22 protein-coding genes are annotated in these 25613 nt (G+C 71.5%); 11 read left to right on the top strand and 11 right to left on the bottom strand.

Translation table 11 applies throughout. The annotated features are described in order from the left end of the window. The first annotated feature begins 27 nt into the window (after positions 1-27). Positions 28-492, top strand: a complete 465-nt coding sequence (locus ACGF5T_RS04610; protein ID WP_356602244.1) for a GatB/YqeY domain-containing protein — start codon at positions 28-30, stop codon at positions 490-492. Between the two features lie 102 nt (positions 493-594). Here the strand turns inward: ACGF5T_RS04610 and ACGF5T_RS04605 are convergent, their stop codons facing one another. After that, positions 595-2895 carry a transglycosylase domain-containing protein gene (locus tag ACGF5T_RS04605; RefSeq protein ID WP_366766462.1) on the bottom strand — a complete coding sequence of 767 codons (2301 nt, stop codon included), beginning with the start codon at positions 2893-2895 and terminating at the stop codon, positions 595-597. A gap of 460 nt (positions 2896-3355) precedes the next feature. Here ACGF5T_RS04605 and wblA point away from each other — a divergent pair, with 460 nt between their 5' ends. Beyond that, complete coding sequence (gene wblA, locus ACGF5T_RS04600) at positions 3356-3694, top strand: transcriptional regulator WblA (RefSeq protein WP_356602240.1); 339 nt, start codon at positions 3356-3358, stop codon at positions 3692-3694. Positions 3695-3875: 181 nt separating this feature from the next. Here the strand turns inward: wblA and ACGF5T_RS04595 are convergent, their stop codons facing one another. Further along, positions 3876-5300, bottom strand: coding sequence for an ArsA family ATPase (locus tag ACGF5T_RS04595; RefSeq protein WP_366766461.1), 1425 nt, complete (start codon positions 5298-5300; stop codon positions 3876-3878). Beyond that, positions 5297-6274: an ArsA-related P-loop ATPase gene (locus ACGF5T_RS04590; RefSeq protein WP_356602236.1), complete on the bottom strand. Its 978-nt coding sequence runs from the start codon at positions 6272-6274 to the stop codon at positions 5297-5299. The genes ACGF5T_RS04595 and ACGF5T_RS04590 overlap by 4 nt, the downstream gene beginning before the upstream one ends. A gap of 106 nt (positions 6275-6380) precedes the next feature. Here ACGF5T_RS04590 and ACGF5T_RS04585 point away from each other — a divergent pair, with 106 nt between their 5' ends. The 5 genes from ACGF5T_RS04585 (at position 6381) to ACGF5T_RS04565 (ending at position 10155) form a co-directional block, all read left to right on the top strand. Continuing rightward, positions 6381-6542: a DUF4177 domain-containing protein gene (locus ACGF5T_RS04585; RefSeq protein WP_003975360.1), complete on the top strand. Its 162-nt coding sequence runs from the start codon at positions 6381-6383 to the stop codon at positions 6540-6542. Then, entirely contained in the window at positions 6539-7006 is a 468-nt protein-coding gene (locus ACGF5T_RS04580; RefSeq protein WP_356602234.1) for a RidA family protein, read from the top strand. Before ACGF5T_RS04585 ends, ACGF5T_RS04580 begins: the two co-directional genes overlap by 4 nt. Before the next feature lie 249 nt (positions 7007-7255). Continuing rightward, positions 7256-8284: an alpha/beta hydrolase gene (locus tag ACGF5T_RS04575; protein ID WP_366766460.1), complete on the top strand. Its 1029-nt coding sequence runs from the start codon at positions 7256-7258 to the stop codon at positions 8282-8284. A gap of 69 nt (positions 8285-8353) precedes the next feature. After that, the gene (locus tag ACGF5T_RS04570; RefSeq protein WP_356602230.1) at positions 8354-9316 is read left to right on the top strand and encodes an NUDIX hydrolase; all 963 of its coding nucleotides are present in this window, start codon (positions 8354-8356) and stop codon (positions 9314-9316) included. Then, the gene (locus ACGF5T_RS04565) at positions 9313-10155 is read left to right on the top strand and encodes an MBL fold metallo-hydrolase (protein WP_356602228.1); all 843 of its coding nucleotides are present in this window, start codon (positions 9313-9315) and stop codon (positions 10153-10155) included. Before ACGF5T_RS04570 ends, ACGF5T_RS04565 begins: the two co-directional genes overlap by 4 nt. Positions 10156-10164: 9 nt before the next feature. Here the strand turns inward: ACGF5T_RS04565 and ACGF5T_RS04560 are convergent, their stop codons facing one another. Further along, positions 10165-10839, bottom strand: coding sequence for a Crp/Fnr family transcriptional regulator (locus ACGF5T_RS04560; protein ID WP_003975365.1), 675 nt, complete (start codon positions 10837-10839; stop codon positions 10165-10167). Positions 10840-11208: 369 nt separating this feature from the next. Here ACGF5T_RS04560 and nth point away from each other — a divergent pair, with 369 nt between their 5' ends. Genes nth through ACGF5T_RS04545 form a run of 3 tightly spaced genes read left to right on the top strand, consistent with a single transcriptional unit; the run spans position 11209 to position 14436 of the window. Then, positions 11209-12372, top strand: a complete 1164-nt coding sequence (gene nth, locus ACGF5T_RS04555; RefSeq protein ID WP_366766459.1) for an endonuclease III — start codon at positions 11209-11211, stop codon at positions 12370-12372. A gap of 58 nt (positions 12373-12430) precedes the next feature. Continuing rightward, complete coding sequence (locus ACGF5T_RS04550) at positions 12431-13189, top strand: CoA pyrophosphatase (RefSeq protein ID WP_361012146.1); 759 nt, start codon at positions 12431-12433, stop codon at positions 13187-13189. 47 nt (positions 13190-13236) lie between these two features. Continuing rightward, on the top strand, positions 13237-14436 hold the full coding sequence (locus tag ACGF5T_RS04545) for a MarP family serine protease (protein WP_361011872.1): 1200 nt from the start codon (positions 13237-13239) through the stop codon (positions 14434-14436). A 76-nt stretch (positions 14437-14512) separates the two neighbouring features. Here ACGF5T_RS04545 and ACGF5T_RS04540 read toward each other — a convergent pair whose 3' ends face one another. The 6 genes from ACGF5T_RS04540 to ACGF5T_RS04515 all read right to left on the bottom strand — a co-directional run bounded on the left by ACGF5T_RS04540 (position 14513) and on the right by ACGF5T_RS04515 (position 22853). After that, positions 14513-14698, bottom strand: coding sequence for a hypothetical protein (locus ACGF5T_RS04540; protein WP_356602224.1), 186 nt, complete (start codon positions 14696-14698; stop codon positions 14513-14515). Between the two features lie 127 nt (positions 14699-14825). After that, positions 14826-15779: an alpha/beta hydrolase gene (locus ACGF5T_RS04535; protein ID WP_356602223.1), complete on the bottom strand. Its 954-nt coding sequence runs from the start codon at positions 15777-15779 to the stop codon at positions 14826-14828. After that, on the bottom strand, positions 15776-16264 hold the full coding sequence (locus ACGF5T_RS04530; protein WP_356602981.1) for a phage holin family protein: 489 nt from the start codon (positions 16262-16264) through the stop codon (positions 15776-15778). Before ACGF5T_RS04530 ends, ACGF5T_RS04535 begins: the two co-directional genes overlap by 4 nt. 136 nt (positions 16265-16400) lie before the next feature. Further along, positions 16401-17825, bottom strand: coding sequence for a Na+/H+ antiporter NhaA (nhaA, locus tag ACGF5T_RS04525; RefSeq protein WP_366766458.1), 1425 nt, complete (start codon positions 17823-17825; stop codon positions 16401-16403). A gap of 244 nt (positions 17826-18069) precedes the next feature. Further along, the gene (gene acs, locus ACGF5T_RS04520; protein WP_356602219.1) at positions 18070-20025 is read right to left on the bottom strand and encodes an acetate--CoA ligase; all 1956 of its coding nucleotides are present in this window, start codon (positions 20023-20025) and stop codon (positions 18070-18072) included. Between the two features lie 263 nt (positions 20026-20288). Continuing rightward, positions 20289-22853 (bottom strand): SulP family inorganic anion transporter, encoded by a 2565-nt coding sequence (locus tag ACGF5T_RS04515; protein WP_366766457.1) that lies wholly within the window; start codon positions 22851-22853, stop codon positions 20289-20291. Positions 22854-23230: 377 nt separating this feature from the next. On the opposite strand from ACGF5T_RS04515, the gene ACGF5T_RS04510 reads away from it, so the two are divergent. Then, entirely contained in the window at positions 23231-24514 is a 1284-nt protein-coding gene (locus tag ACGF5T_RS04510; RefSeq protein WP_366766456.1) for a hypothetical protein, read from the top strand. A 100-nt stretch (positions 24515-24614) separates the two neighbouring features. On the opposite strand, the gene ACGF5T_RS04505 is transcribed toward ACGF5T_RS04510, so the two are convergent. Beyond that, positions 24615-25595: an ATP-binding protein gene (locus ACGF5T_RS04505; RefSeq protein WP_356602213.1), complete on the bottom strand. Its 981-nt coding sequence runs from the start codon at positions 25593-25595 to the stop codon at positions 24615-24617. Between the last annotated feature and the right edge of the window lie 18 nt (positions 25596-25613).

The raw sequence follows: 25613 nt of genomic DNA, 5'->3' as shown, positions 1-25613 counted from the left end.
CCTCCCGCACCTGCGACAATCACCTGCATGACCACGCTCAAGTCGAAGCTGCACGACGACCTCAATGCCGCGATCAAGGAGCGGGACGAGCTGCGCTCCTCGACGCTCCGGCTGACGCTCGCCGCGATCACCAAGGAGGAGGTCGCCGGCAAGGAGAAGCGCGAGCTCTCCGACGACGAGGTGCAGAAGGTGATCACCCGCGAGGCGAAGAAGCGGCGCGAGGCCGCGGACGCCTTCGCGCAGGGCGGCCGGCCCGAGAGCGCCGAGCGGGAGAAGGCGGAGGGCGAGGTGCTCGCCGCCTACCTGCCGAAGCAGCTGTCGGACGACGAGCTGAACGCGATCGTCGCGCAGGCCGTCGAGGAGGCGAAGGCGGCCGGTGCGGAAGGCCCGCGGGCGATGGGCGCCGTCATGAAGATCGTGAACCCGAAGGTGGCCGGGCAGGCCGAGGGCGGCCGGGTCGCCGCCGCGGTGAAGAAGCTGCTGGCCGGCTGACCCGGTAGCCGGGTACGAGCGGATAAGGCCGGTGGCCCGCACCGAGAGGTGCGGGCCACCGGCCTTCCTGCGTCCGTACGCGTACGGCGGGGCGGGGACGACTCAGTCGCGCCGCCCGCCGATGCCGCCGTTGCCCTGTCCCTGGAAGATGTTGCCGGGGAAGCCGCCGCCGTCATTGCCGCCGTTGCCCGTGCCGCCGTCGATCAGGCCGCCGATGACACCGCCGGCGTCGCCGCCCCCGCCGCCGTTGCCGCCGTCGTCACCGTTGCCGCCGTCGTCCCGGCCACCGCCGCCACCGCCGTCGTTGCCGCGGCCCTTGTCCTTGTCGACGGAGTCGGGGATGTCTACGGTGTTGAACTGCTCCACCGGCTCGCCCTCCAGCGCGCCCGACATCATGTCCCGCCAGATCGGTCCGGGGACCGCGCCACCGAAGACCTTGTCGTGCGGGACACCCCCGATGGTGATGTTGACCATCTTCCGCTCGTGCTTCGGGTCACCGACCCACACGGCACCGGCCAGGTTGGGGGTGTAGCCCACGAACCAGGCCGCGTAGCGCTCGTCGGTCGTACCGGTCTTGCCCGCGCTGGGGCGGCTGTCGAGACCGGCCTGCGTACCCGTGCCGTCCTCGACGACGCCCTTGAGGAGCGTGCTGATGGTGTCGGCCGTGGTCTCCGACATGGCCCGTGAGCACGTGGACTTCGGCACCTCGAGCGACTTGCTCTTGTTGCCGATGCGCTGGCTGATCGACTCGATGGCGACCGGGGTGCAGTACATGCCGCGCGAGGCGAAGGTCGCGTAGGCGCTCGCCATGGTCAGCGGGGACACCTCGGTGACACCGAGGGCGATGGACGGGGTCTGCTCCAGCTTGTTGCCGTTGGCCCGCTCGACGCCCATCTTCTGGGCCATCTGCGTCACCGGGCAGATGCCGATGTCGCTGATCATCTGCACGTAGTAGGTGTTGACCGACTTGGCGGTCGCCTCCCGCATGTCGTACGGGCCGACCTCGGACTCGTTCTCGTTGGCGAGCTCGGCGCCCTCGTTGTTCACCCAGTTCTTGCCGTCGCAGGCCGCGACCGGGCTCGGGTACTCCATCTCGTACGGCGAGGAGTACGACTTCGTCGCCGGCATACCGCCCTCGATGGCGGCGGCGGCCACGATCGGCTTGAACGTCGAACCGGGCTGGTAGCCCGCGCCGCCGCCCATGGCGTTGTTGACCGACAGGTTGAGGGTCGTCTCGCCGTTCTTGATGTCGACGCCGTACGGGCGGGACTGGCCCATCGCGACGATCTTGCCGGTGCCGGGCTCGACGATGGTGGCCGCGGTCGCCACGTCGTCCTTCTTGTAGACGTGGTCCTTGACCGACTGCTGCACCGACTCCTGCGCCTGCGGGCTCATGGTCGTGCGGATCGTCAGACCGCCCTGGTTCCAGATCCTGGCCCGGTCCTCCTTGGTCTTGCCGAAGACCGGGTCGCTCAGGAACACCGCGCGGACGTAGTCGCAGAAGAAGCCCGCGCCCTTGACGGCCGTGATGCAGCCGTTCTTGGGCCGGCTGACCTTCAGCCCGAGCGGCGCCTCCTTCGCCTTGGCGGCCTCCGCCTCGGAGATGTCACCGACCTGCGCCATGCGGGTCAGCACCACATTGCGCCGCTTGACGGCCTCGGCCTCGTCGTTGACCGGGTCGTACCGGCTGGGCGACTGGACGATGCCGGCCAGGAGGGCGGACTCCTGGACGTTGAGGTCCTTGGCGGACTTGGAGAAGTACCGCTGGGCGGCCGCCTCGATGCCGTAGGCCTGCTGGCCGAAGAACGTGATGTTCAGGTAGTTCTCGAGGATCTTCTTCTTGCCCAGCTCCTCCTCGACCTGGATCGCGAGCTTCAGCTCCTGGATCTTGCGGCCGAGGGTCTGCTGGGTGGCCTGGGCGACCTTCGTCGGGTCGTCGCCGGCCTCCTCCACGAAGACGTTCTTGACGTACTGCTGCGTGAGGGTGGACGCGCCCTCGGAGACCTCGCCGCTGCGCGCGTTCTTGTTCAGCGCGCGCAGGACGCCCTTGAGGTCGATCGCGCCGTGCTGGTAGAAGCGCGAGTCCTCGATCGCGACGATCGCCTTCTGCATGTACGGCGAGATGTCCTTCAGGGCGACCACCGTGCGGTCGCGCGAGTAGACCGTGGCGATGGTGCCGCCCTCGGCGTCGAGGATGGCGGTGCGCTGGCTCAGCGGGGGAGTCTTCAGGTTGGCCGGGAGAGCGTCGAAGCTCTCCACCGACCCCTTGGCCGCCAGCCCCAGCGCGCCCACGGCGGGCAACGCGATGCCGGCCAGCACTGCTCCCGCGAGCACACTGACACCGAGGAACTTGGCGGCCTGCTGCGTTGGCGACAGACCACCGCCCGAGCGCTTCTTTGGCATGGAGGCAGCCTACGTTCTCATTCGCCGGACACGCGTATATGCCTTGGCCTAAGCTGCACTCAACTGTCACAGCAGTGAGGCCACGTATCAATACGTCCGGCGACCCCGAATCGTTCCGGATCTGCTCGAGTTTTTTCCGAGAGGCCCCCCTGGGGGGCGTGTTGGTGTGTACGGGCGCGTGCCACAGCGTGTGGGATGCGTGTCCGAAACCGCCTTGTGTGTCAATTGGTGTCCGTTGTGGCGCAACTGAAACGACCCGAATGCCGGGATCGTCGCGTATGTCGCCAGCTCACTCCCCCGGGTGATCTGCCGCTTACCCATAGTCCGTTCGGGCCATTCAAGATTGGGCCCGAAGGGGGTGTTGCGCTGTGCCCACCTTCCGTAACGTCCTCAACTGGCGGCGGTGAATATGCCGCTGCCGCCGTGGGGGAGCCTCGATTCGGGAGAGGACGGCGCCGGTATGGGCTGGGTAACCGACTGGAGTGCGCAGGCTGCCTGCCGCACTACCGATCCGGACGAACTGTTCGTTCAGGGAGCAGCGCAGAACAGGGCCAAGGCGGTGTGCACCGGATGTCCGGTGCGGACCGAGTGCCTGGCCGACGCGCTCGACAACCGCGTCGAGTTCGGCGTGTGGGGAGGCATGACGGAACGGGAGCGCCGCGCACTGCTGCGCCGGCGACCCACCGTGACCTCCTGGCGCCGACTGCTGGAGACGGCGCGGACGGAGTACGAACGAGGGGCCGGCATCGTGCCTCTCGACGACGACGAGGTCTACGAGAACTTCGCGGCCGTGGTCTGAGACGGCCGTGGTCTGAGACGGCCGTGGCCTGAGGAGGTCGTGGTCGTAGGCGGCCTTGGGGTGAGGCGGCCGTGGTCCGGCGCGGCCGGGGGCTTCCCCGGCACGGACACCTCGCGGCGCGCCGCCGTGGCGCGCCCCCGTCGCGGCGAGTGAGCCTTGGGACGCGTACCCCTCGGGCCGGTCAGGCGCCGGGCTCGGGAAGCTCGGGGCGGCTCGTCGCGAGACGGTCCCCGATGGCCCGCAACCCCGCGAGGTCGTGCACGTCGCCGGGCAGCGCGGCCACTTCGGTGACCGCCACCTCGGGATGACGCGCGGTGAAGCGGTCGCGCGTGCGCTGCTCACGGGCGAGCAGGTGCATCCGGTCGGCGTGCAGCCTCAGCAGGCCCGCCGTGAGCTGGTCGACGGACCGCTCCGGCGTGTCCGAAGCCGCGTCGGAGGTCTCGGAGGCCTCGGAAGGGTCGTGGGCAGAAGAGCGGGGCTCGGAGGCGGGGCCGGTCTCGGAGTCGTACTCGGTCTCGGGTACGAGGTCGGTCTCGGGTGAGGGGGCGGTCTCGGAGGCGTCTGAACTGCCGTGCGTGTCGGGGGAGTTACGAACTCCAGCTTTCCCGCCGTCCTGATCCACAATGCGACGGTCCTCAAGATTTTCCGCGGCGGCGAGCGCCCGCTCGGCCGACAGCCGGTCGGCGCCGCTGCCGTGCACCCGGTTGAGCACCAGACCGGCCAGCGGCATGTCCTCGGCCGCCAGCCGCTCCACGAAGTAGGCGGCCTCGCGCAGTGCGTCCCGCTCCGGGGCCGCGACCACCAGGAACGCCGTCCCGGGCGCCTGGAGCAGCTTGTAAGTCGCGTCCGCGCGGGTGCGGAAGCCGCCGAACATCGAGTCCATCGCGGCCACGAAGGTCTGCACGTCCTTCAGGAACTGCCCGCCCAGCACCTTTCCCAGGACGCCCGTCATCATCGACATCCCGACGTTCAGGAACTTCATGCCGGCCCGGCCGCCGACCTTCGCCGGGGCCAGCAGGACGCGGATCAGCTTGCCGTCCAGGAAGGACCCGAGGCGCTTGGGGGCGTCCAGGAAGTCCAGTGCCGAGCGGGACGGCGGCGTGTCGACGACGATGAGGTCCCACTCGTCCCTCGCGCGGAGCTGCCCCAGCTTCTCCATGGCCATGTACTCCTGCGTGCCCGCGAAGCCCGCCGAGAGCGACTGGTAGAAGGGGTTGCCCAGGATCGCCGCCGCCCGGCCGGGTTCCGCGTGCGCCTCGACGATCTCGTCGAAGGTGCGCTTCATGTCCAGCATCATGGCGTGCAGCTCGCCGCCCGCCGAGTCGTCGACCCCCTTCACCCGGCGGGGGGTGTTGTCGAGGGAGTCGATGCCCATGGACTGGGCGAGCCGCCGGGCCGGGTCGATGGTGAGGACGACCACCTTGCGGCCCCGCTCGGCCGCGCGCAGGCCGAGAGCCGCCGCGGTCGTCGTCTTGCCGACACCGCCCGAGCCGCAGCACACCACGATGCGGGTCTTCGGGTCCTCCAGCAACGGGTCGACGTCCAGCACGCGCGCGGGGCTCAGCCGCCGCGCGCCCTCCTGGGGCCGGGCCGGGTCCGGACTCATGCGATCCCCTGCTTCCGCAGCTCGGTGGCCAGTTCGTACAGCCCCGCCAGGTCCATGCCCTCGGCCAGCAGCGGGAGTTCCAGCAGGGGCAGGTCCAGGTCGCCCAGGACGGCCCGCTGATCCTGCTCCAGCGCGTGCCGCTCGGCGTACTCCTCGGCCTGCCCCAGCAGCGGGTCCACCAGCCGCTCGGCGTGCCCGCCCCGCCGCGCCCCGCCGAGCCCGGCCCCGGAGAGGGACCGCGCGAGCGCTGTACGCGGTGTGCTCCGTACGAGGTCCAGATCGGCCGCGTCCAGCACCGCGGGCCGGACCATGTTGACGATGATCCGCCCCACCGGGAGCCGCGCCGACCGCAGCTCCGCGATGCCGTCCGCGGTCTCCTGGACGGGCATCTCCTCCAGCAGCGTCACCAGGTGCACGGCCGTCTCGCGCGACTTCAGCACCCGCATCACCGCCTGCGCCTGATTGTGTATCGGGCCGACCCTCGCGAGGCCGGCCACCTCGTCGTTCACGTTGAGGAAGCGCGCGATGCGGCCGGTCGGCGGGGCGTCCATCACGACGTAGTCGTAGGTGAAACGTCCGCTCTTGTCCTTGCGTCGCACCGCCTCGCACGCCTTGCCGGTCAGCAGGACGTCCCGGACACCGGGCGCGATCGTGGTCGCGAAGTCGATCGCGCCGAGCTTCTTCAGGGCCCGTCCCGCGCTCCCCAGTTTGTAGAACATCTGGAGGTAGTCGAGAAGGGCCCGTTCGGCATCGATGGCGAGGGCGTACACCTCCCCGCCCCCGGGAGCGACGGCGATCTTCCGCTCCTCATAAGGCAGCGCTTCGGTTTCGAAGAGCTGCGCGATGCCCTGGCGACCCTCGACCTCGACGAGAAGCGCGCGCTTCCCCTCGGTGGCCAGGGCCAGCGCGAGGGCCGCGGCCACCGTGGTCTTGCCGGTTCCGCCCTTGCCGCTGACGACCTGGAGCCTGCTCACGTATTCGAGCGTAACCAGTTCGCGCGCCGAGTACGCGGGAGGCTGTGGACAACGTCGTCCCGGTCGGCCTCCGGAGGCGCGTCGGGCAGCGGCTAGAGTCGGCCACATGACCAAGTGGGAATACGCAACCGTGCCGCTGCTCGTCCACGCCACGAAGCAGATTCTGGACACCTGGGGCGAGGACGGCTGGGAGCTCGTCCAGGTCGTGCCCGGGCCGAACAACCCCGAGCAGCTCGTGGCCTACCTGAAGCGCGAGAAGCAGGCGTGAGCGCCGTCGAGGCGAAGCTGGCCGAGCTCGGGCTGACGCTGCCCGAGGTCGTCCCGCCGCTGGCCGCCTACCAGCCGGCCGTGCAGTCCGGTCCGTACGTCTACACCTCCGGGCAGCTGCCGATGGTGGAGGGCAAGCTTCCGGTCACCGGCAAGGTGGGCGGCGAGGTCACGCCGGAGGAGGCGAAGGAACTCGCCCGCACCTGCGCGCTGAACGCCCTGGCCGCCGTGAAGTCCGTCGCCGGTGACCTCGACCGCGTCGCGCGCGTGGTGAAGGTCGTCGGCTTCGTCGCGTCCGCGCCCGACTTCACCGGCCAGCCCGGCGTGATCAACGGCGCCAGCGAGCTGCTCGGCGAGGTCCTGGGCGACAAGGGCGTCCACGCCCGCAGCGCGGTCGGCGTGGCGGTGCTGCCGCTGGACGCGCCGGTGGAGGTCGAGGTCCAGGTGGAGCTCGTCCAGGCGTAGCGCCACGGCCCTGCGAACGCGTGCGGGGCCGTACGTACGGCCGGGTGACGTGCGGCCCCGTCGGGCCGCCTGCCGCGTCGCCCGACGCGTGGTCGTTGCCGGGCCGGCAACAGAGCTGGCCTGCGCCGCGGGGCCGCCGCAGGATCGCTGTCGGTGCCCCGCACGGAGCGGAGGCCGGCCCTAGGCGGGTCCCGGCCCCCGGCGCGTGCGCCCCCGGCACCGGTCCGACCGCACGTGCCAGGAGGAGCCATGCCGCAGCCGCCCGCGACCGACCACCACCGCCCCGACCACCACCGCCCCGTCCACCGCCTCGTGCCCTCGCCGGCCGGCCGGATCCACCTGGTGGAGCAGGGCAGCGGGCCCCTGGTCCTGCTCGTCCACGGCTTCCCCGAGTCCTGGTACTCCTGGCGCCGCCAGCTGCCCGCGCTGGCCTCCGCCGGCTTCCGCGCCGCCGCGATCGACGTGCGCGGCTACGGACGCTCCTCCCGGCCCGACGCCGTCGAGGCGTACCGGATGCTCGACCTCGTGGCGGACAACGTCGCCGTGGTGGAGGCCCTGGGCGAACGCTCGGCCGTGATCGTCGGGCACGACTGGGGCGCGACCGTCGCCGCGCACTCGGCGCTCCTGCGGCCCGACGTCTTCCGCGCGGTGGGCCTGCTGAGCGTGCCGTACACCCCGCCCGGCGGCCCGAGGCCCAGCGAGGCCTTCGCCGCGATGAGCGACCCCGCCGGTCCCTTCGCCGGCCAGGAGTTCTACGTCTCCTACTTCCAGGAGCCCGGTCGGGCCGAGGCGGAGATCGAGCCGGACGTACGCGGCTGGCTCGCCGGTTTCTACGGCGCCCTGTCCGCCGACACGATGCCCCCGCCCGAGGCACCGGACCCGCACTTCGTCGCCGCCGGCGGCAGGCTGCGCGACCGCTTCCCGGCCGACGGGCGGCTGCCCTCCTGGCTCACCGAGGAGGAGCTGGACGTCTACGCCGGGGAGTTCGAGCGGACCGGCCTGACCGGCGCCCTGAACCGCTACCGGAACATGGACCGCGACTGGGCCGACCTGGCCGCCCACCGCGGTGCCCCGATCACCCAGCCGTCGCTGTTCCTCGGCGGCGGCCGGGACGCCTCCACCACCTGGCTGTCCGACGCGATCGAGGCCTACCCCGCCACCCTGCCCGGCCTGACCGCCTCGCACCTCCTCGACGGCTGCGGGCACTGGCTCCAGCAGGAGCGGCCCGAGGAGACGAACCGGCTGCTCACCGACTGGCTGGCTGCCCTCCCCGGCTGACCGCGCCGCGGGCCCCGTCCGACCCGGGGGCCACTCGAACATCCGCCCGTCACCGGATAGCCTCCGGCCATGGCGAATGGTCAGTGGTATCCCCCGGAGTGGCCGGACCGCATCCGCGCGCTGGCGGCCGGCACCCTCACGCCGGTCACGCCGAAACGCGCGGCCACCGTCATGCTCCTGAAGGACACCGGGGCCGGCCCCGCCGTCCACATGCTGCGCCGCAGCACGTCCATGGCGTTCGCCGGGGGCGCGTACGCCTATCCGGGCGGCGGGGTCGACCCGCGCGACGACGACCGCGCCATCGGCTGGGCGGGCCCCACGCGCGCGTGGTGGGCGAACCGGCTCGGCGTCGACGAGGCGGCGGCCCAGGCGATCGTCTGCGCGGCCGTACGGGAGACGTACGAGGAGGCGGGCGTCCTGCTGGCCGGACCGACCGGTGAGGCGGTGGTCGGGGACACCACGGGCGCGGACTGGGAGGCCGACCGGGCCGCCCTGGTCGCCCGCGAGCTGTCCTTCGCGGAGTTCCTGGACCGCCGGGGCCTCGTCCTGCGCTCCGACCTGCTGGGCGCCTGGGCGCGCTGGATCACCCCGGAGTTCGAGTCCCGGCGCTACGACACGTGGTTCTTCGTGGCCGTCCTCCCCGAGGGGCAGCGCACCCGCAACGCCTCCACGGAGGCCGACCGCACGGTGTGGATCACCCCGGCGGAGGCGACCGCCGGGTACGACAAGGGCGAGCTGCTGATGATGCCGCCGACCGTCGCGACACTGCGCGCGGTGTCGGCGTGCGGTACGGCGGCCGAGGCGCTCGCGTCCGCTCCGGGCCGCGACATGACGCCGGTCCTGGCCGAGGCGCGGCTGGCCGGTGACGAGATCGTGCTCTCCTGGCCGGGGCACGACGAGTTCACCAAGCACGTCCCGCCGACGGCGTCGCCCGCCGGCCCGCTGCCGTCAGGGGCTCCGGGCGGCCCCGCTGCACAGGGCCGCCCGGCACCGGCCACACCTTCCGACCCGACCGGGGGAGCCCCCGCATGACGGACGCAGCAGCACTGCCCGGCCAGCCCAGGGGCGGTGTCCTCTCGGGACCCGCCACCCCGCGCGCGGTCAACGTCCTGGCGCCCAACGCCTCCGCGATGACCCTGGACGGGACGAACACCTGGATCCTCGCCGAGCCCGACTCCGACCTGGCCGTCGTGGTCGACCCGGGCCCGCTGGACGACACCCACCTGCGGCACGTCGTCGACACGGCCGAGCGGGCGGGCAAGCGGGTCGCCCTCACCCTGCTGACGCACGGTCACCCGGACCACGCGGAGGGCGCCGCGCGCTTCGCCGAGCTGACGCGGACGAACGTACGGGCCCTGGACCCGGCGCTGCGGCTGGGCGAGGAGGGGCTGGCCGCCGGTGACGTGATCGAGGTCGGCGGCCTGGAGCTGAGGGTCGTACCGACCCCCGGCCACACGGCCGACTCGCTGTGCTTCCATCTCCCGGCCGACGGGGCGGTCCTGACGGGCGACACGATCCTGGGCCGCGGGACGACGGTGGTGGCCCATCCCGACGGGCGTCTCGGCGACTACCTGGACTCACTGCGCAGGCTCAGGTCGCTCACCGCCGACGACGGGGTGCACACGGTGCTCCCGGGTCACGGCCCGGTCCTGGACGACGCCCAGGGCGCCGTCGAGTACTACCTCGCGCACCGTGCCCACCGCCTCGCCCAGGTCGAGACGGCAGTGGAGGACGGCTACCGGACGCCGGGCGAGGTCGTCGCCCGCGTGTACGCGGACGTCGACCGCTCACTGTGGCCGGCGGCGGAGCTGTCGGTGCGGGCGCAGCTGGAGTACCTGGGCGAGCACGGTCTCATCCAGCTGCCGGACTGACGTCGTCCCTCAGCGGGAGCGCTTGGCGAGCCGCTCCACGTCCAGGAGGATCACCGCGCGGGCCTCCAGCCGGAGCCAGCCGCGCTGGGCGAAGTCCGCCAGTGCCTTGTTGACCGTCTCGCGGGACGCGCCGACCAGCTGGGCCAGCTCCTCCTGCGTCAGGTCGTGCACGACGTGGATGCCCTCCTCGGACTGCACGCCGAAACGGCGGGACAGGTCCAGCAGGGCACGGGCGACACGGCCGGGCACGTCCGAGAAGACGAGGTCGGACATGGCGTCGTTGGTCTTGCGCAGGCGGCGCGCGACGGCACGCAGCAGGGCGGTGGCGACCTCGGGACGGACGTTCAGCCAGGGCTGGAGGTCACCGTGGCCGAGGGCGAGCAGCTTGACCTCGGTCAGCGCGGTGCCGGTCGCCGTGCGCGGACCCGGGTCGAAGAGCGACAGCTCACCGATCAGCTCGCTGGGACCGACGACCGCCAGCATGTTCTCGCGCCCGTCGGGGGAGGTGCGGTGGAGCTTGACCTTGCCCTCCGTGACCACATAGAGGCGGTCTCCGGGGTCCCCCTCGTGGAACAGCGTGTCGCCGCGGGCGAGGGTCACCTCACTCATGGAGGCGCGGAGCTCCGCGGATTGCTCGTCGTCGAGCGCCGCGAAGAGCGGGTTGCGCCGCAGAACGTCGTCCACGAGTTCTCTCCTTGTCGACCGGCTCAGAGGATCTTGTTCCCCCGGTGTACCAGGGGTCCGTGGTGCCCATTTTGCCGGACAGTCCAAACAGTGTGATCTGTCACAAGGATGCCGCACTGGTGTCCTGGGGTACGCGGCAGGGGTCCAATTGGGCGCCGATCTTCGGGGTCCGGGGCGGATGTCGGTACCGGGCCGTAGGCTGGCCGGGTGTCCAAAACGCCGGTGAGAGCACAGGCCGAGGGGGCTGTGCGGGTGGGTGTACGTCGTGATTCCGCTGTGGGCGAACAGGGCCCCGATGGCGGTAGGAAAACGGCGAAAGCGACGAAGAGGGCGGCGCCTGCCAAGAGGGTGACCGCGGAGAAGGGTGCCGTGAAGAAGAACGCCGACGAAGCCCCGGTGCCCGCCGAGAAGACGGCCTCCGCGAAGAAGAGGGCCTCCGCGAAGGAGGCAGCGCCCGCGAGGAAGGCGGCCTCCGCGAGGAAGGCGGCCTCCGCGAGGAAGGCGGCCTCCGCGAGGAAGGCGGCCTCCGCGAAGAAGGCAGCGCCCGCCGAGAAGGCAGCGCCCACGAAGAAGGCAGCGCCCGCCGAGAAGGCAGCGCCCGCCGAGGCGGCCCCGGCCAAGAAGTCGGCCCCCGCCAAGAAGCAGACGGCCGTCAAGCGGCAGGCCCCCGTCAAGAAGCCCGACGTCGCCCCCAAGAAGGCCACCGCCGCCGTCAAGGGCGTCGCCCCGGCGAAGACCGTCGCCGCGAAGTCGCCGCGCGCGGAGTCCCGCACCGCCCTGGTCCGCCGGGCCCGCCGTATCGACCGCGAACTCGCGGAGGTCTACCCGTACGCCCACCCGGAGCTGGACTTCGAGAACCCGTTCCAGCTCGTCGTGGCCACCGTGCTGTCCGCCCAGACCACCGACCTGCGCGTCAACCAGACGACGCCCGCCCTCTTCGCGAAGTACCCCACCCCCGAGGACCTGGCCGCCGCCGACCCCGAGGAGGTCGAGGAGATCCTGCGTCCGACCGGCTTCTTCCGGGCCAAGACCAGGTCGGTCATAGGGCTCTCCAAGGCCCTGGCGGAGGACTTCGGCGGCGAGGTCCCCGGCCGCCTCGCGGACCTCGTCAAACTGCCCGGTGTCGGCCGCAAGACCGCCTTCGTCGTGCTGGGCAACGCCTTCGGCCGCCCGGGCATCACCGTGGACACCCACTTCCAGCGCCTGGTGCGCCGCTGGCAGTGGACCGACGAGACCGACCCGGACAAGATCGAGGCCGCGGTCGGCGCGCTCTTCCCCAAGAGCGACTGGACCGACCTCTCCCACCACGTCATCTGGCACGGCCGCCGGATCTGCCACGCCCGCAAGCCCGCCTGCGGCGCCTGCCCCATCGCCCCGCTCTGCCCGGCCTACGGCGAGGGCGAGACCGACCCGGAGAAGGCGACGAAGCTGCTGAAGTACGAGAAGGGTGGCTTCCCCGGCCAGCGCCTGAACCCCCCGCAGGCCTACCTGGACGCGGGCGGCACCCCGGCGCCCCCGTTGGGGGCCGGGTGACGGAACGATCGCGGGGGCGTCGGGCGTTGAAGTCGGCAGGAGCAGGACGGGGGTGGAGATGACACGGGCGAGCGACATACAGGGCCACACTCGCAGTTCGATGCTCAGCGAGGAGGGCCTGCCCGGCTGGCTGGAGCCGGTGGCGCGGGCCGCCGAGACGGTGCGGCCCCGGCAGCTGAGCCGCTTCCTGCCGCCGGAGGACGGCGCCGGCCGTCAGTCCGCCGTGCTGATCCTGTTCGGCGGGGGCGAGGGCCAGGGCGAGGGCGGCGGCGAGAGCGCCGCGCAGGACGGGCGCGGCGGGGCGGTCCGCGGGCCCGAGCTGCTGCTCATGGAGCGGGCGGGCACGCTGCGCTCCCACGCCGGCCAGCCGGCCTTCCCGGGCGGCGCGCTCGATCCCGAGGACGGTGATCCCCAGGGCGAGGGGCCGCTGCGGGCCGCCCTGCGCGAGGCCGAGGAGGAGACCGGCCTCGACCCGGCCGGCGTGCAGCTCTTCGGCGTCCTGCCGAGGCTGTACATCCCGGTGAGCGGCTTCGTCGTCACACCGGTCCTGGCCTGGTGGCGCGAGCCCTCCCCGGTCGGCGCCGTCGATCCGAACGAGACGGCGCGGGTCTTCACCGTCCCCGTGGCGGATCTCACGGACCCCGCCAACCGGGTCACCGCCGTCCACCCCAGCGGCCACCGGGGCCCGGCATTCCTGGTCGAATCGACGCTCGTCTGGGGCTTCACCGCCGGTGTCATCGACCGGCTGCTGCACTTCGCGGGCTGGGAGCTGCCCTGGGACAGGGAGAAGCAGGTCCCGCTGGACTGGCGGTCATGACAGGGTGACTCGTGTGAGCGTAGGACGACGAGGCGGGGCCTGAATCGGTGAACGTGCTGGACATCCTGTTGCTGCTGGCCGCCGTCTGGTTCGCGATCGTCGGATACCGCCAGGGCTTCGTCGTCGGCATCCTGTCGGTGGTCGGTTTCCTCGGCGGTGGTCTCGTCGCCGTCTCCCTGTTGCCGGTCGTCTGGGACGCCCTGACGGACAACGCCGAGGTGAGCACGACCGCCGCCGTGGTCGCGGTCGTCGTGGTGATCGTCTGCGCCTCCGTCGGCCAGGCCCTGACCACCCACCTCGGCAACAAGCTGCGCCGCTACATCACCTGGTCCCCGGCCCGCGCCCTGGACGCCACCGGCGGCGCCCTGGTCAACGTCGTCGCGATGCTCCTGGTCGCCTGGCTGATCGGCTCCGCGCTCGCGCAGACGACGATGCCGACGATCGGCAAGGAGGTGCGGCAGTCGCAGGTGCTGCTGGGCGTGCAGGAGGCGCTGCCCGAGCAGGCCGACACGTGGTTCGACGACTTCACCTCCGTCCTCGCGAGGAACGGCTTCCCGCAGGTCTTCAGCCCGTTCGCCAACGAGCCGATCACCGAGGTCCAGCCGCCCGACCCGGCCCTGGCGAACAGCCCGGTCGCCACCCGTGCCAAGCGCTCCATCGTCAAGGTCATGGGCACCGCGCCCGACTGCGGCAAGGTCCTGGAGGGCACCGGCTTCGTCTTCGCCGACCGCCGGGTCATGACCAACGCGCACGTGGTGGGCGGCGTCGACGAACCCACGGTGCAGATAGGCGGCGAGGGCAGGAAGTACGACGCGACGGTCGTCCTCTACGACTGGCGGCGCGACATCGCCGTACTGGACGTGCCGGAGCTGAGCGCGCCCGCCCTGCGGTTCACGGACGAGGACGCCGCCCGTGACGACGGAGCGATCGTCGCCGGCTTCCCGGAGAACGGGGCGTACGACGTCCGCGCGGCACGCGTGCGCGGGCGCATCACGGCCAGCGGTCCGGACATCTACCACCGCGACAGCGTCCGCCGCGACGTCTACTCGCTCTTCGCGACCGTCCGTCAGGGCAACTCGGGTGGCCCGCTGCTGACCCCCGAGGGCGAGGTCTACGGAGTGGTCTTCGCCAAGTCCCTGGACGACGCCGAGACCGGGTACGCGCTCACCGTGGACGAGATCCGCGAGGACATCGCCCAGGGCCGCACCGCCAACCAGCAGGTGGACAGCGACAGCTGCGCGCTCTAGAAGCCGGTCAGCCGTACCGCCCGGCGCCGTGCGGCGGCCGGGCGCTCAGCCCGCGGGAGGGGAAGCGGCCCGGTGCTCAGCCGCGTGGATGGCGAAGTCGTACGGAGACCCAGCGGGCCCGGCGGCGCAGGATGCGCGGAATGCCCACCCGTGGGTCCGCACCCGCCAGTTGCGGGGTGCCGCCTCGTCGGTGGGTGCTGCTCACGCCGCTCGTGGAGCGGCCGTCGCGTGCTACGTCACTGTAGTCGTGCGTCCAGCCCATACACCGACGTGTGCCCCCGCCCCAAGGTCGATAACCGTTCTCGGGGCGCCCAATTGGCCTATGCGCCGGGCAAGTGGCCGTTCATACGACAAGCGTTCCCGTCCGGGTACCGGGCGCGTTCGTTCGATCACCGATCGGGTTCGGGATCCTTCAGCCAATTGATCAGTTCGGTGGAGAAGGCGACCGGGTCCTCTTCGTGGGGGAAGTGCCCGAGCCCGTCGAACAGCCGCCAGCGGTAGGGCGCTTCGACGTACTGCCCGGACCCTGCGGCGCTCCGCGTCCGCATCACGGGATCCAGCGACCCGTGCAGGTGCAGCGTCGGCACCCGCACCGGCCGCTTCATGCGGCGGTAGAACTGGATGCCGTCGGGACGCGCCAGGGAGCGCACCATCCAGCGGTACGGCTCGACGGAGCAGTGCGCCGTGGAGGGGATGCACATGGCGCGCCGGTAGGCGTCGACCGCGTCCTCGTCCAACGGGCGCGGGCCCGACCAGTCGTGGATCAGCCGCCCGACCAGCGCGCCGTCGTCGGCGGTGAGTTGGCGCTCCGGGATCCAGGGGCGCTGGAAGCCCCAGATGTAGGAGCCCGCCCGGGTCTGCCGGACGTCCCCGAGCATGGCCGAGCGCCAGCGCCGGGGGTGCGGCATCGAGGAGACCGCGAGTCGCCGCACGAGCTTGGGCCGCATCGCGGCGGCCGTCCACGCCAGGTAGCCGCCCAGGTCGTGCCCGACCAGCGCGGCGTCCGGTTCGCCGAGCGAGCGCACCACGCCGGTGATGTCCAGGGCGAGGCCGGCCGGGTCGTAGCCGCGCGGGGTGCGGTCGCTGCCGCCGACCCCGCGCAGGTCCATGGCGACGGCACGGAAACCCGCGTCCGCCAGCGCCACCAGCTGGTGCCGCCAGGTCCACCAGAACTGCGGGAAGCCGTGCAGCAGCAGCACCAGCGGTCCGTCGCCCAGCTCCGCGATGTGGAAGCGGGCGCCGTTGGCGGCGACGTCCCGGTGGATCACCTCGTGACCCCCGGGGATGTCGAGGCGTACGACCGAGGTGGGGTTCTGCGCCGGTGGAGTGGCGGGATCCGTCATGAGGACGAGCGTGCCACAGCCTCGATGGCTTCGGGGGACCGGTCCGCGGGCAGCTCCGGCCGCGGGTGCGGCTTGGCGTTCTGCAGGACGCCCGCCGACTGCTTCACGGACGCGGCGACCTTCTGCGGGCCCTTGCCCTTCTTGGCCTTCTTGGCGAAGACGATGCCGATCAGCGCGAGGGCCGCCGCGACCAGGACGTTCGCCGCGAAGGACAGCAGGAAGCAGACCGCCATGTTCCAGCCGCTCCAGGTCCGGATGGCGTAGGCGAGCGCGAAGCTCAGCATCGGCAGCGAGAACAGGAGGACCGCCCCGGCCGCCGAGAACGCGCCGCCGCTCGTCGCCCCGCGCTTGACGTCCTGCCTCAGCTGCGCCTTGGCCAGCGCGATCTCGTCGTGCACGAGCGCCGACAAGTCGGTGGTCGCCGAGGCGAACAGCTGGCCGATGCTGCGTTCGGTGCCGACCGGGCTGCCGTCGGGTGCGCTCATCGCGGTCTCCCTCTCCTGCTGACTCATCTGCGTACGTTCTGCCGGCTGTCTGCGGACGGTTCCGTGGCCCGGCGTGCGCTCCCCGCCCACTGCGGCACGACCGCGTACGGTCCGTCTTTTGTACCGTCTCGTCAGATCATGCCGGACCGCTGCCCTCATCGCCTGCCCCGCCCGGTACTTCGGCAAGCCGCGCCGACTCCATCTCCTCGGCGATCCGGCGGTGCTCGGCGGCCTTCCGCTCGTAGATCGCGGCCACGCGCAGGTGGTACGCGGGGTCGTCCTGCTCGTAGACGTCCGGCACGCCGCTGGCGTCCTCGTCACGCTCCTCGGCCTCCGTCAGGCGCCGGTACTTGGCGTTCCGTACCTTCAGCAGCACCGTGGCCAGGAGCGCCGCGACGACGGAACCGGTCAGCACCGCGGCCTTGACCTCGGCGGTCAGTGCCGCGTCGCCCTCGAAGGCCAGCTCCCCGATGAGCAGGGAGACGGTGAACCCGATGCCGGCCAGGGTCGCCACCGCGAACACGTCGGCCCACGCGAGGTCGTCACTGAGCGAGGCCCTGGTGAAACGTGCCGTCAGCCAGGTGCCGCCGAAGATGCCGAGCGTCTTGCCCACCACGAGCCCGAGCACCACGCCGAGGGTCTCCGGCCGGGTGAACACGTCGGCCAGCGCACCGCCCGACAGCGAGACACCCGCGCTGAACAGCGCGAACAGCGGCACCGCCAGGCCCGCCGACAGGGGGCGCACGAGGTGCTCGATGTGCTCGCCGGGGGAGTGCCGCTCGCCCTCGCGGGTGTGGCAGCGCAGCATCAGGCCCATCGCGACGCCGGCGATGGTGGCGTGGACGCCGCTGTTGTACATCAGCGCCCAGACCACCAGGCCGAGCGGGACGTACACGTACCAGCCGCGCACGCCCTTGCGCAGCAGCAGCCAGAAGACGGCGAGGCCGACGACCGCGCCGCCGAGCGCGGCGAAGTCGAGGCCCTCGGTGAAGAAGACGGCGATGATCAGGATCGCGAACAGGTCGTCGACGACGGCGAGCGTCAGCAGGAAGGCGCGCAGGGCGCTCGGCAGGGACGTGCCGATGACCGCGAGCACGGCGAGCGCGAAGGCGATGTCGGTGGCGGTGGGCACGGCCCAGCCGGCCAGGGAGCCGCCGCCGGCGGTGCTGGTGATCGTGTACACCAGCGCGGGGACGGCCATACCGCACAGGGCCGCCACCACCGGCAGCGCGGCGGCCTTCGGGTCCTTGAGATCACCGGCGACCAGCTCGCGCTTCAGCTCGATGCCGGCGACGAAGAAGAAGATCGCCAGCAGTCCGTCGGCGGCCCAGTGCGCGACCGACAGGTTCAGACCGAGGGTCTCGGGGCCGAAGTGGAAGTGGCTGACGCTCGCGTAGCTGTCCTGGAGCGCCGGTATGTTCGCCCAGGCCAGCGCGGCGACGGCCGCGACGAGCAGCAGGACACCGCCGACCGTCTCGGTGCGCAGCGCGTCGGTGACGTAGGTCCGCTCGGGGAGGGACAGCCGTCCGAAGGCCTTGCGAGGGGTGCGGGACGCGGTCACGGGATGGATCTCCGGTCTGTGGGCAGCACTGGAACACTTGCCGACCAGACTTCCCGGCGCACCTTGAGGATCTCGTTGTTCTCTTACGTCTTCCTGAGCCTACCTAACCTGTGGCGAGCGTGCTGGGCGGTCTCCGCGACGGTGGTACGGGGGCCGGAGAGCACGGGGCCGGTGGGTACGGGGCTGAACGGCATGCGAAGGGCACCCGGCGGATCAGTCGCCGGGTGCCCTGGCAGTCGGTGGTTCAGTCCTCGCTGGGTGCCGCCGGGAGCTTCGTCTGGATGAGGTCCATGACGGTGGAGTCGGTCAGGGTGGTGACGTCCCCGAGCTGGCGGTTCTCCGCGACGTCGCGCAGGAGGCGGCGCATGATCTTGCCGGAGCGGGTCTTGGGCAGCTCGGCCACCGGGAGGACCCGCTTGGGCTTGGCGATGGGGCCGAGGGTGGCGCCGACGTGGTTGCGCAGGTCGGCGACGAGGTCCTCGGTCTCCGCGGCCGTGCCGCGCAGGATCACGAAGGCGACGATGGCCTGGCCGGTCGTCTCGTCCGCCGCGCCGACCACGGCCGCCTCGGCGACCGAGGGGTGGGAGACGAGGGCCGACTCGACCTCGGTGGTGGAGATGTTGTGGCCGGAGACCAGCATCACGTCGTCCACGCGGCCGAGCAGCCAGATGTCGCCGTCGTCGTCCTTCTTGGCGCCGTCGCCGGCGAAGTACTTGCCCTCGAAACGCGACCAGTACGTGTCGATGAACCGCTGGTCGTCGCCCCAGATGGTGCGCAGCATGGACGGCCACGGCTCGGTGAGGACCAGGTAGCCGCCCCCGCCGTTGGGCACCTCGTTGGCCTCGTCGTCGACGACGGTGGCGGAGATGCCGGGCAGCGCGCGCTGGGCGGAACCGGGCTTGGCCTCGGTGACGCCCGGCAGCGGCGTGATCATCATCGCGCCGGTCTCGGTCTGCCACCAGGTGTCGACGACCGGGGTGGCGTCCGCGCCGATGTTCTTGCGGTACCAGATCCACGCCTCGGGGTTGATCGGCTCGCCGACCGAGCCGAGGACCCGCAGCGAGGACAGGTCGAACTTCGCGGGGATGTCGTCGCCCCACTTCATGAACGTGCGGATCGCGGTGGGCGCCGTGTAGAGGATCGTCACGCCGTACTTCTGGACGATCTCCCAGAAGCGGCCCTGGTGCGGGGTGTCCGGGGTGCCCTCGTACATGACCTGGGTGGCGCCGTTGGCGAGCGGGCCGTAGACGATGTACGAGTGCCCGGTGACCCAGCCGACGTCGGCGGTGCACCAGTAGACGTCCGTCTCCGGCTTGAGGTCGAAGACGGCCCAGTGCGTGTACGCCGCCTGCGTGAGGTAGCCGCCGGAGGTGTGCAGGATGCCCTTGGGCTTGCCCGTGGTGCCGGAGGTGTAGAGGATGAACAACGGGTTCTCGGCGTCGAACGCCTCGGGCGTGTGCTCCGCGGACTGGCGGTCGACGGTCTCGTGCCACCACTTGTCGCGCGCGTCGTCCCAGGCGACGTCCTGACCGGTGCGGCGCACGACGAGGACGTGCTCGACGGTGCCGGCGCGCTCGACGGCCTCGTCGACGGCGGGCTTCAGCGCGGACGGCTTGCCGCGCCGGTAGCCGCCGTCGGAGGTGATGACGACGCGGGCGTCGGCGTCCTGGATGCGGGTCGCGAGCGCGTCCGCGGAGAAGCCGCCGAAGACCACCGAGTGGGCGGCGCCGATCCGGGCGCAGGCCAGCATCGCGATCGCCGTCTCCGGGATCATCGGCATGTAGACGGCGACCCGGTCGCCCTTGCGGACGCCCAACTCCAGCAGGGCGTTGGCGGCCTTGGAGACCTCGTCCTTCAACTCGGCGTAGGTGACGGCGCGGCTGTCGCCGGGCTCGCCCTCGAAGTGGATGGCCACACGGTCGCCGTGACCGGCCTCCACGTGCCGGTCGACGCAGTTGTACGCGACGTTGAGCCGGCCGTCCTGGAACCACTTGGCGAACGGCGGGTTCGACCAGTCCAGCGTCTCGGTCGGCTCCTGCGCCCAGGTCAGCCGGCGGGCCTGCTCGGCCCAGAAGCCGAGCCTGTCAGCCTTGGCCTGTTCGTACGCCTCAGCCGTGACGTTGGCGTTCGCGGCCAGGTCAGCGGGCGGCGCGAAGCGTCGCTCCTCCTTCAAGAGGTTGGCCAGGCTTTCGTTGCTCACGACATCTCCCGTTCGCAGGGTTGTCCGTTGTGTCCCAGGCCACACCTCATCAGACCCGGGGGGCCGATGACAAGGGTCGACGGGCAATTGGTTTAGACCTGTCTGGTGATCACCCGTCTTCGTGACCAGTGGTCATTCGTACCCACGGACGCCGACGGCGCGGGGTTCAGCGTCTGTAACGACGCTCACACTCCCGCGCCTCGGCGGCCCGTACCCGCAAGGCGGTCAGGTCCGCACCCGCAAGGCGGCCAGGCCGGCATTCGTCAGGCGGTCAGATCGGTCTCCAGCACCCGCTCGAACATGCCGTTCCCGGCCTCCTCGGCGAGCAGGTACGCCTGGGCCTCGCCCACGTGGAAGTACATGCCGTGCAGTTCCAGGTCTCCCGCGCCCAGCGCCCGGGCGACCGTGTCGTGGGCACGCAGGTGCTCCAACTGCTGGACCACGTTGGCCAGGCAGAGCTGCTCGGCCGCGTCGGCGGGACGGCGGCCGGCCAGCCGGGGCCGGGCGTTCTCGTCCTCGGGGATGCGCTCCAGGCTCGGCAGCCCGTGCCGCAGCCACCGCTTGAGCGGGGTCTGCGCGCCTCCCGGCTCGGCGCTGAGCAGCGCCTGCATGGCCCCGCACCCGGAGTGCCCGCACACCGTGATGGACCGCACCTTCAGCATGTCCACCGCGTACTCGATCGCGGCGGCCACCGAGTCGTCGCCGCTCTCCTCACCGGGCATCGGCACGAGGTTGCCCACATTGCGCACGACGAAGAGGTCACCGGGGCCACTGGAGGTGATCATCGAGGTGACCACCCGTGAGTCGGCGCAGGTCAGGAAGAGCTGGGAGGGCTGCTGCCCCTCACGGGCCAGTCGGGCCAGCTCCGGGCGCATCAAGGGGGCGGTGTTCCGCTGGAAGGCGCTGATGCCACGGGCCAGTTCGCGTCCGCTGGGGCCGCTCGGGCCACTGGGTCTGCCGGACCCGTCGGGCCTGGCGGGTGCCTCGGGTCGGCCGTCCGGTCCACCCGGAGCGTCGGAACCGTTCGGTTTGTTGGGGCCGTTCGGGCCGTCCGGTCCGTTCGGGCCGTTCGGGCCGTTCGGGCCACTCACCCCCTTCGGTCTGTTCAGTCCATCCGGTCCGTTCGCCGTGTCGGTGGTGCCGATGGTGCCGGTGGTGCCGGCGGCGGTGCCCTGTCGGCCGGAGCCGTCGGGCGACGTCACCCGCTGGGGGCGCTCGCACTGGTGGTTGCGCCAAGGCGTCCAGGGGCGGCAACGGCAGCCCTCGGCATCGGCCGGTTCCGAGATGCGGGTGCCGGGCCGACGGCCGGTGATGTCGACCGCTCCCCCCTGGGCGGTGTGCGTCTTCTGCCAGTCCTGCAAGGTCTCGAACGCCGCGTGGTCCATGAAGGAACCGTCCAGCTCCACCACGGCACTCGCCCCGTGGGGCACCTGGTGCAGAACGCGGGTGAGCCGAGGCACCGCGAGGAACGTCAACTGGCCCCGGACGTGTACGTGGTGGACTCCCTCCGTCTCGTCGTGTGTGATCCGCGTGCGGGTCAGGCGGTGCAGGGCGACGCCGACGGCGACGGCGATGCCCAGCGCGACACCCTCCAGGACGCCGAGGAACACCACGCCGCCGGTGGTGACGGCGTAGACCAGCACCTCACGGTGGCGGGTCACCGTGCGGATGTGGTTCAGCGACACCATCTTGAGGCCGACGGCCATGACCAGGGAGGCGAGCGCGGCGAGCGGGATGAGCTCCAGGGCCGGGACCAGGAGCAGTGTGGCGATCACAACGAGAACGCCGTGCAGCATCGTGGAGTTCCGGCTGACGGCACCCGCCGCCACGTTCGCGGAACTCCGGACGGCCACACCGGCGATGGGCAGCCCGCCGAGCGACCCGGAGACGATGTTGGCGGCGCCCTGCCCGAGCAGCTCCCGGTCGAGGTCGGAGCGCCTGACGCGGCCGGTCAGGCCCGGTCGGGCGGCGACCAGCTTGTCCACGGCGACCGCGCCGAGCAGGGACTGCACACTGCACACCAGCGTGGTGGTGAGGACGGCGGCGAGCAGGCCCAGCACCGGCCCCTCGGGCAGCGTGGCCAGGGCGTGGCTGCTCCAGGACGGCAGGTCGACCTTGGGCAGGCGCAGCCCCGCGAAGGCCGCTACCGCGGTGGCCCCCGCGACGGCGATCAGGGCGGCGGGGAGTCTGCCCAGGAGCCGGCCGGCGCGGCCGGGCACCCGCGGCCAGAGCAGCAGCAGGCTCAGCGTCAGTGCGCTCACCGCGAGGTCGGCGGGGCGCAGGTTCGCCAACTGGGCGGGCAGGGCGACCAGGTTGTCGGGGACGGAGCTCTGCGGGGTGCCGCCGAGGACGATGTGCACCTGGGCGACGGCGATGGTGACGCCGATGCCGGCGAGCATGCCGTGCACGATGGCGGGGCTGACGGCCAGCGCGGAGCGGGCCACGCGCAGGCAGCCGAGGCCGAGCTGGGCGAGCCCGGCGAGCACCGTGATGGCGCAGGTCGTACGCCATCCGTAGCGCTGGATGAGGTCGGCGGTGACCACGGTGAGGCCGGCGGCGGGGCCGCTGACCTGCAAGGGGCATCCGCCGAGCCACCCGGCGACGATCCCGCCCACCGCGGCCGCGACGAGGCCGGCCTGGAGGGGGGTGCCGGTGGCGAGGGCGATGCCCAGGGAGAGGGGCAGGGCGATCAGGAAGACCGCGATCGAGGCCGACACGTCGGCGCCCGCGACGCGAAAGCGCCGGGGTCCGCCGGGTGGCGGGCTGTGCGGTGGGTGGACGTGTTCGGTCCGGGCCGAATCGGCTCGGGCGGGGACGCAGGCTGACATGTTTCCCGTCTCCTCCGGGGCTGCGCGGTCGCGGTCATGGACGGTCCCCCGCGGACGGGGGCGGGTCGCGGCCGTTTGTCACGGCGTACAGCGGCGGGATGCCGGGCGCTCGGTGAGTACTCGGCGGGTGTCGATGAGCACCTGTGATAGCGCTCAGTAAACAGATCGTAATTCAGAGTAAAGAGGAGGCATAGACTTTTCGCGCAAATGGAGTATTAGGTCGCTCTACCGGGTGAATCACGTATTTCATCGGCTTGTCGTATTAATTCCTTCTCGGTCTCGTGCCACCTTGACGGCGCTGACGGCACGTCCCGGCTCAGCACCCGACATCGCCCTCGTCGGCGTGGGCCCGAGAGAAGGAAGAAGGTGGGCGGAACATGGCCGCCACCCACAGGATCGCCGCGCGCACCGCGATCGCGGCCGCGGTCTGCGCCGCGTCGCTCGCCGGTTGCGCGATCGGCAGCGGCACCGGTTCCGGTGAAGGGACGAACGGTCCGCACAAGGAGAAGGGAGAGCCGGCGCCCGCGCCGAAGAACGTGGTCCGGCTGATCGGCGACGGCTCCACCGCGTACACCGGAGCCCAGCCGCACCTGCCGCGGCCCGAACGCCTCAAGCCCGGTCAGAAGCCCCCGCAGTTCGTGGTGTTCTCCTGGGACGGCGCGGGCGAGGACAGCCAGCGGCTGTTCTCCCACTTCCGCGAAGTGGCCAAGGAGAACAACGCGACGATGACCTACTTCCTGAGCGGCGTGTACCTGCTGCCCCAGGAGGAGCGGGACCTCTACCGGCCGCCGCAGCACTCTCCGGGCCGCTCCGACATCGGCTTCAACGACGAGCAGGGCATCGCCGACACCGTCAAGCAGCTACGGCTCGCCTGGCAGGAGGGCAACGAGATCGGCACCCACTTCAACGGGCACTTCTGCGGCAGCGGCGGCGGGGTCGGCGAGTGGTCCGTCGAGGAGTGGAAGGACGAGATCGGCCAGGCCAAGCAGTTCGTCAAGTCCTGGAAGACCAACACGGGCATGAAGAACGCCGCGCCCCTCCCCTTCGACTACGACAAGGAGCTGATCGGCGCCCGGACCCCCTGTCTGGAGGGCCAGGAGAACTTCGTGAAGGCCGCGGGCGAGATGGGCTTCCGCTACGACAGCAGCGGCGTCAACAACCAGGTCTGGCCGAAGAAGAAGCAGGGCCTGTGGGACGTGTCGATGCAGCTCGTGCCGTTCCCCGGGCACACCTTCGAGCAGCTCACCATGGACTACAACTTCATGGTCAACCAGTCGGGCACCACCACCCAGGGCGATCCCGCCAAGCACGAGTTCTGGGGCGACCAGATGCGCGACGGCCTGCTCCAGGGCTTCCAGCGGGCCTACGACGGCAACCGCGCACCCCTGATCATCGGAAACCACTTCGAGTCGTGGAACGGCGGCACCTACATGCGCGCCATCGAGGAGGTCATCGAAGGGGTGTGCACGAAGGACGAGGTCCGCTGCGTCTCCTTCCGGCAGCTCGTGGACTGGCTCGACGCCCAGGACCCGAAGGTCCTGAAGAAGCTGCGCACCCTGGGCGTCGGTGAGGCTCCCGAGAAGGGCTGGGCCTCCTTCCTGTCGGCCGGTCCCGCGCCGGCGCCGAAGGGCGTGCCCGGGGCACCGGCCGACCGGCGATAGCCGACCGGCGGACCCGGCGAGGGAGTCGTCACGCGGGAGCGACGCCCCCTCGCCGAGGACGTCGTCACGCGGGAGCGACGCCCCCTCGCCGAGGACGTCGTCACGCGGGGGCGACGACCCCCTCGCCGAGGACGAACCCGGGATCGACCTGCGCCGCCAGGTCGGCCCCGGTCCGCTCGTTGCCCCAGCTCCGGGCGTTCTTCAGGTGGAAGTGGATCATCTGCTGCGTGTAGCGCTCCCGGTCCCGCAGCCCGTACGTCGCCTCCACCGCCGAGTGCAGGGTGCGCAGCGCCCGCCGGTTGGCGTCCTCCAGGAGCTCGAACCGGGGCGGCCGGCCCTTCTCCGTCGCACGCACCCAGTCCGAGTGCCCGACGGTCGTCAGCAGGTCCTCTCCGACCTGCTCGTGCAGGAAGTCGAGGTCGTCGGGCCCCTGGACCTTGTTGCCGACGACCTTCAGGGCGACGCCGAAGTCGCGGGCGTACTCCTTGTACTGGCGATGGACGGAGACCCCCTTCCGGGTCGGCTCGGCGACCAGGAACGTGATGTCGAAGCGGGTGAACATGCCGGAGGCGAAGGAGTCCGAGCCGGCGGTCATGTCGACCACGACGAACTCGTCGGGTCCGTCGATCAGGTGGTTCAGGCACAGCTCCACCGCTCCGGTCTTGGAGTGGTAGCAGGCAACTCCCAGGTCGGCGTCCGTGAAGGACCCGGTGACCATCAGACGGACGGCCCCGCCGTCGAGTTCCACCGGCCGGGCGCAGGTGTCGTAGACCGGGTTGTCCTCGCGCACCCGCAGCAGGCGCGAGCCCTCTCCGGGGGGCGTCGTCTTGATCATCTTCTCGGACGAGGCGATGCGCGGGTTCGTGCCGCGCAGGTAGTCCTTGATCAGCGGCAGGTGCTCGCCCATCGTGGGCAGTCCGGCCGCGGCCGACTCGTCGAGGCCCAGCGCGGCGCCCAGGTGCTGGTTGATGTCGGCGTCGATCGCGACGACGGGCGCACCGGTGGCGGCGAGGTGGCGGATGAACAGGGAGGACAGGGTCGTCTTGCCGCTGCCGCCCTTCCCGACGAAAGCAATTTTCATGTTCACCAAGGGTAGTGG

Origin of the sequence: Streptomyces sp. NPDC047853 (assembly GCF_043204535.1) — a bacterium.
In the GTDB taxonomy this organism is placed as follows: domain Bacteria; phylum Actinomycetota; class Actinomycetes; order Streptomycetales; family Streptomycetaceae; genus Streptomyces.
The sequence above is the reverse complement of the archived record's forward strand: the minus strand, read 5'-3'. Positions and strand labels throughout refer to the sequence as shown.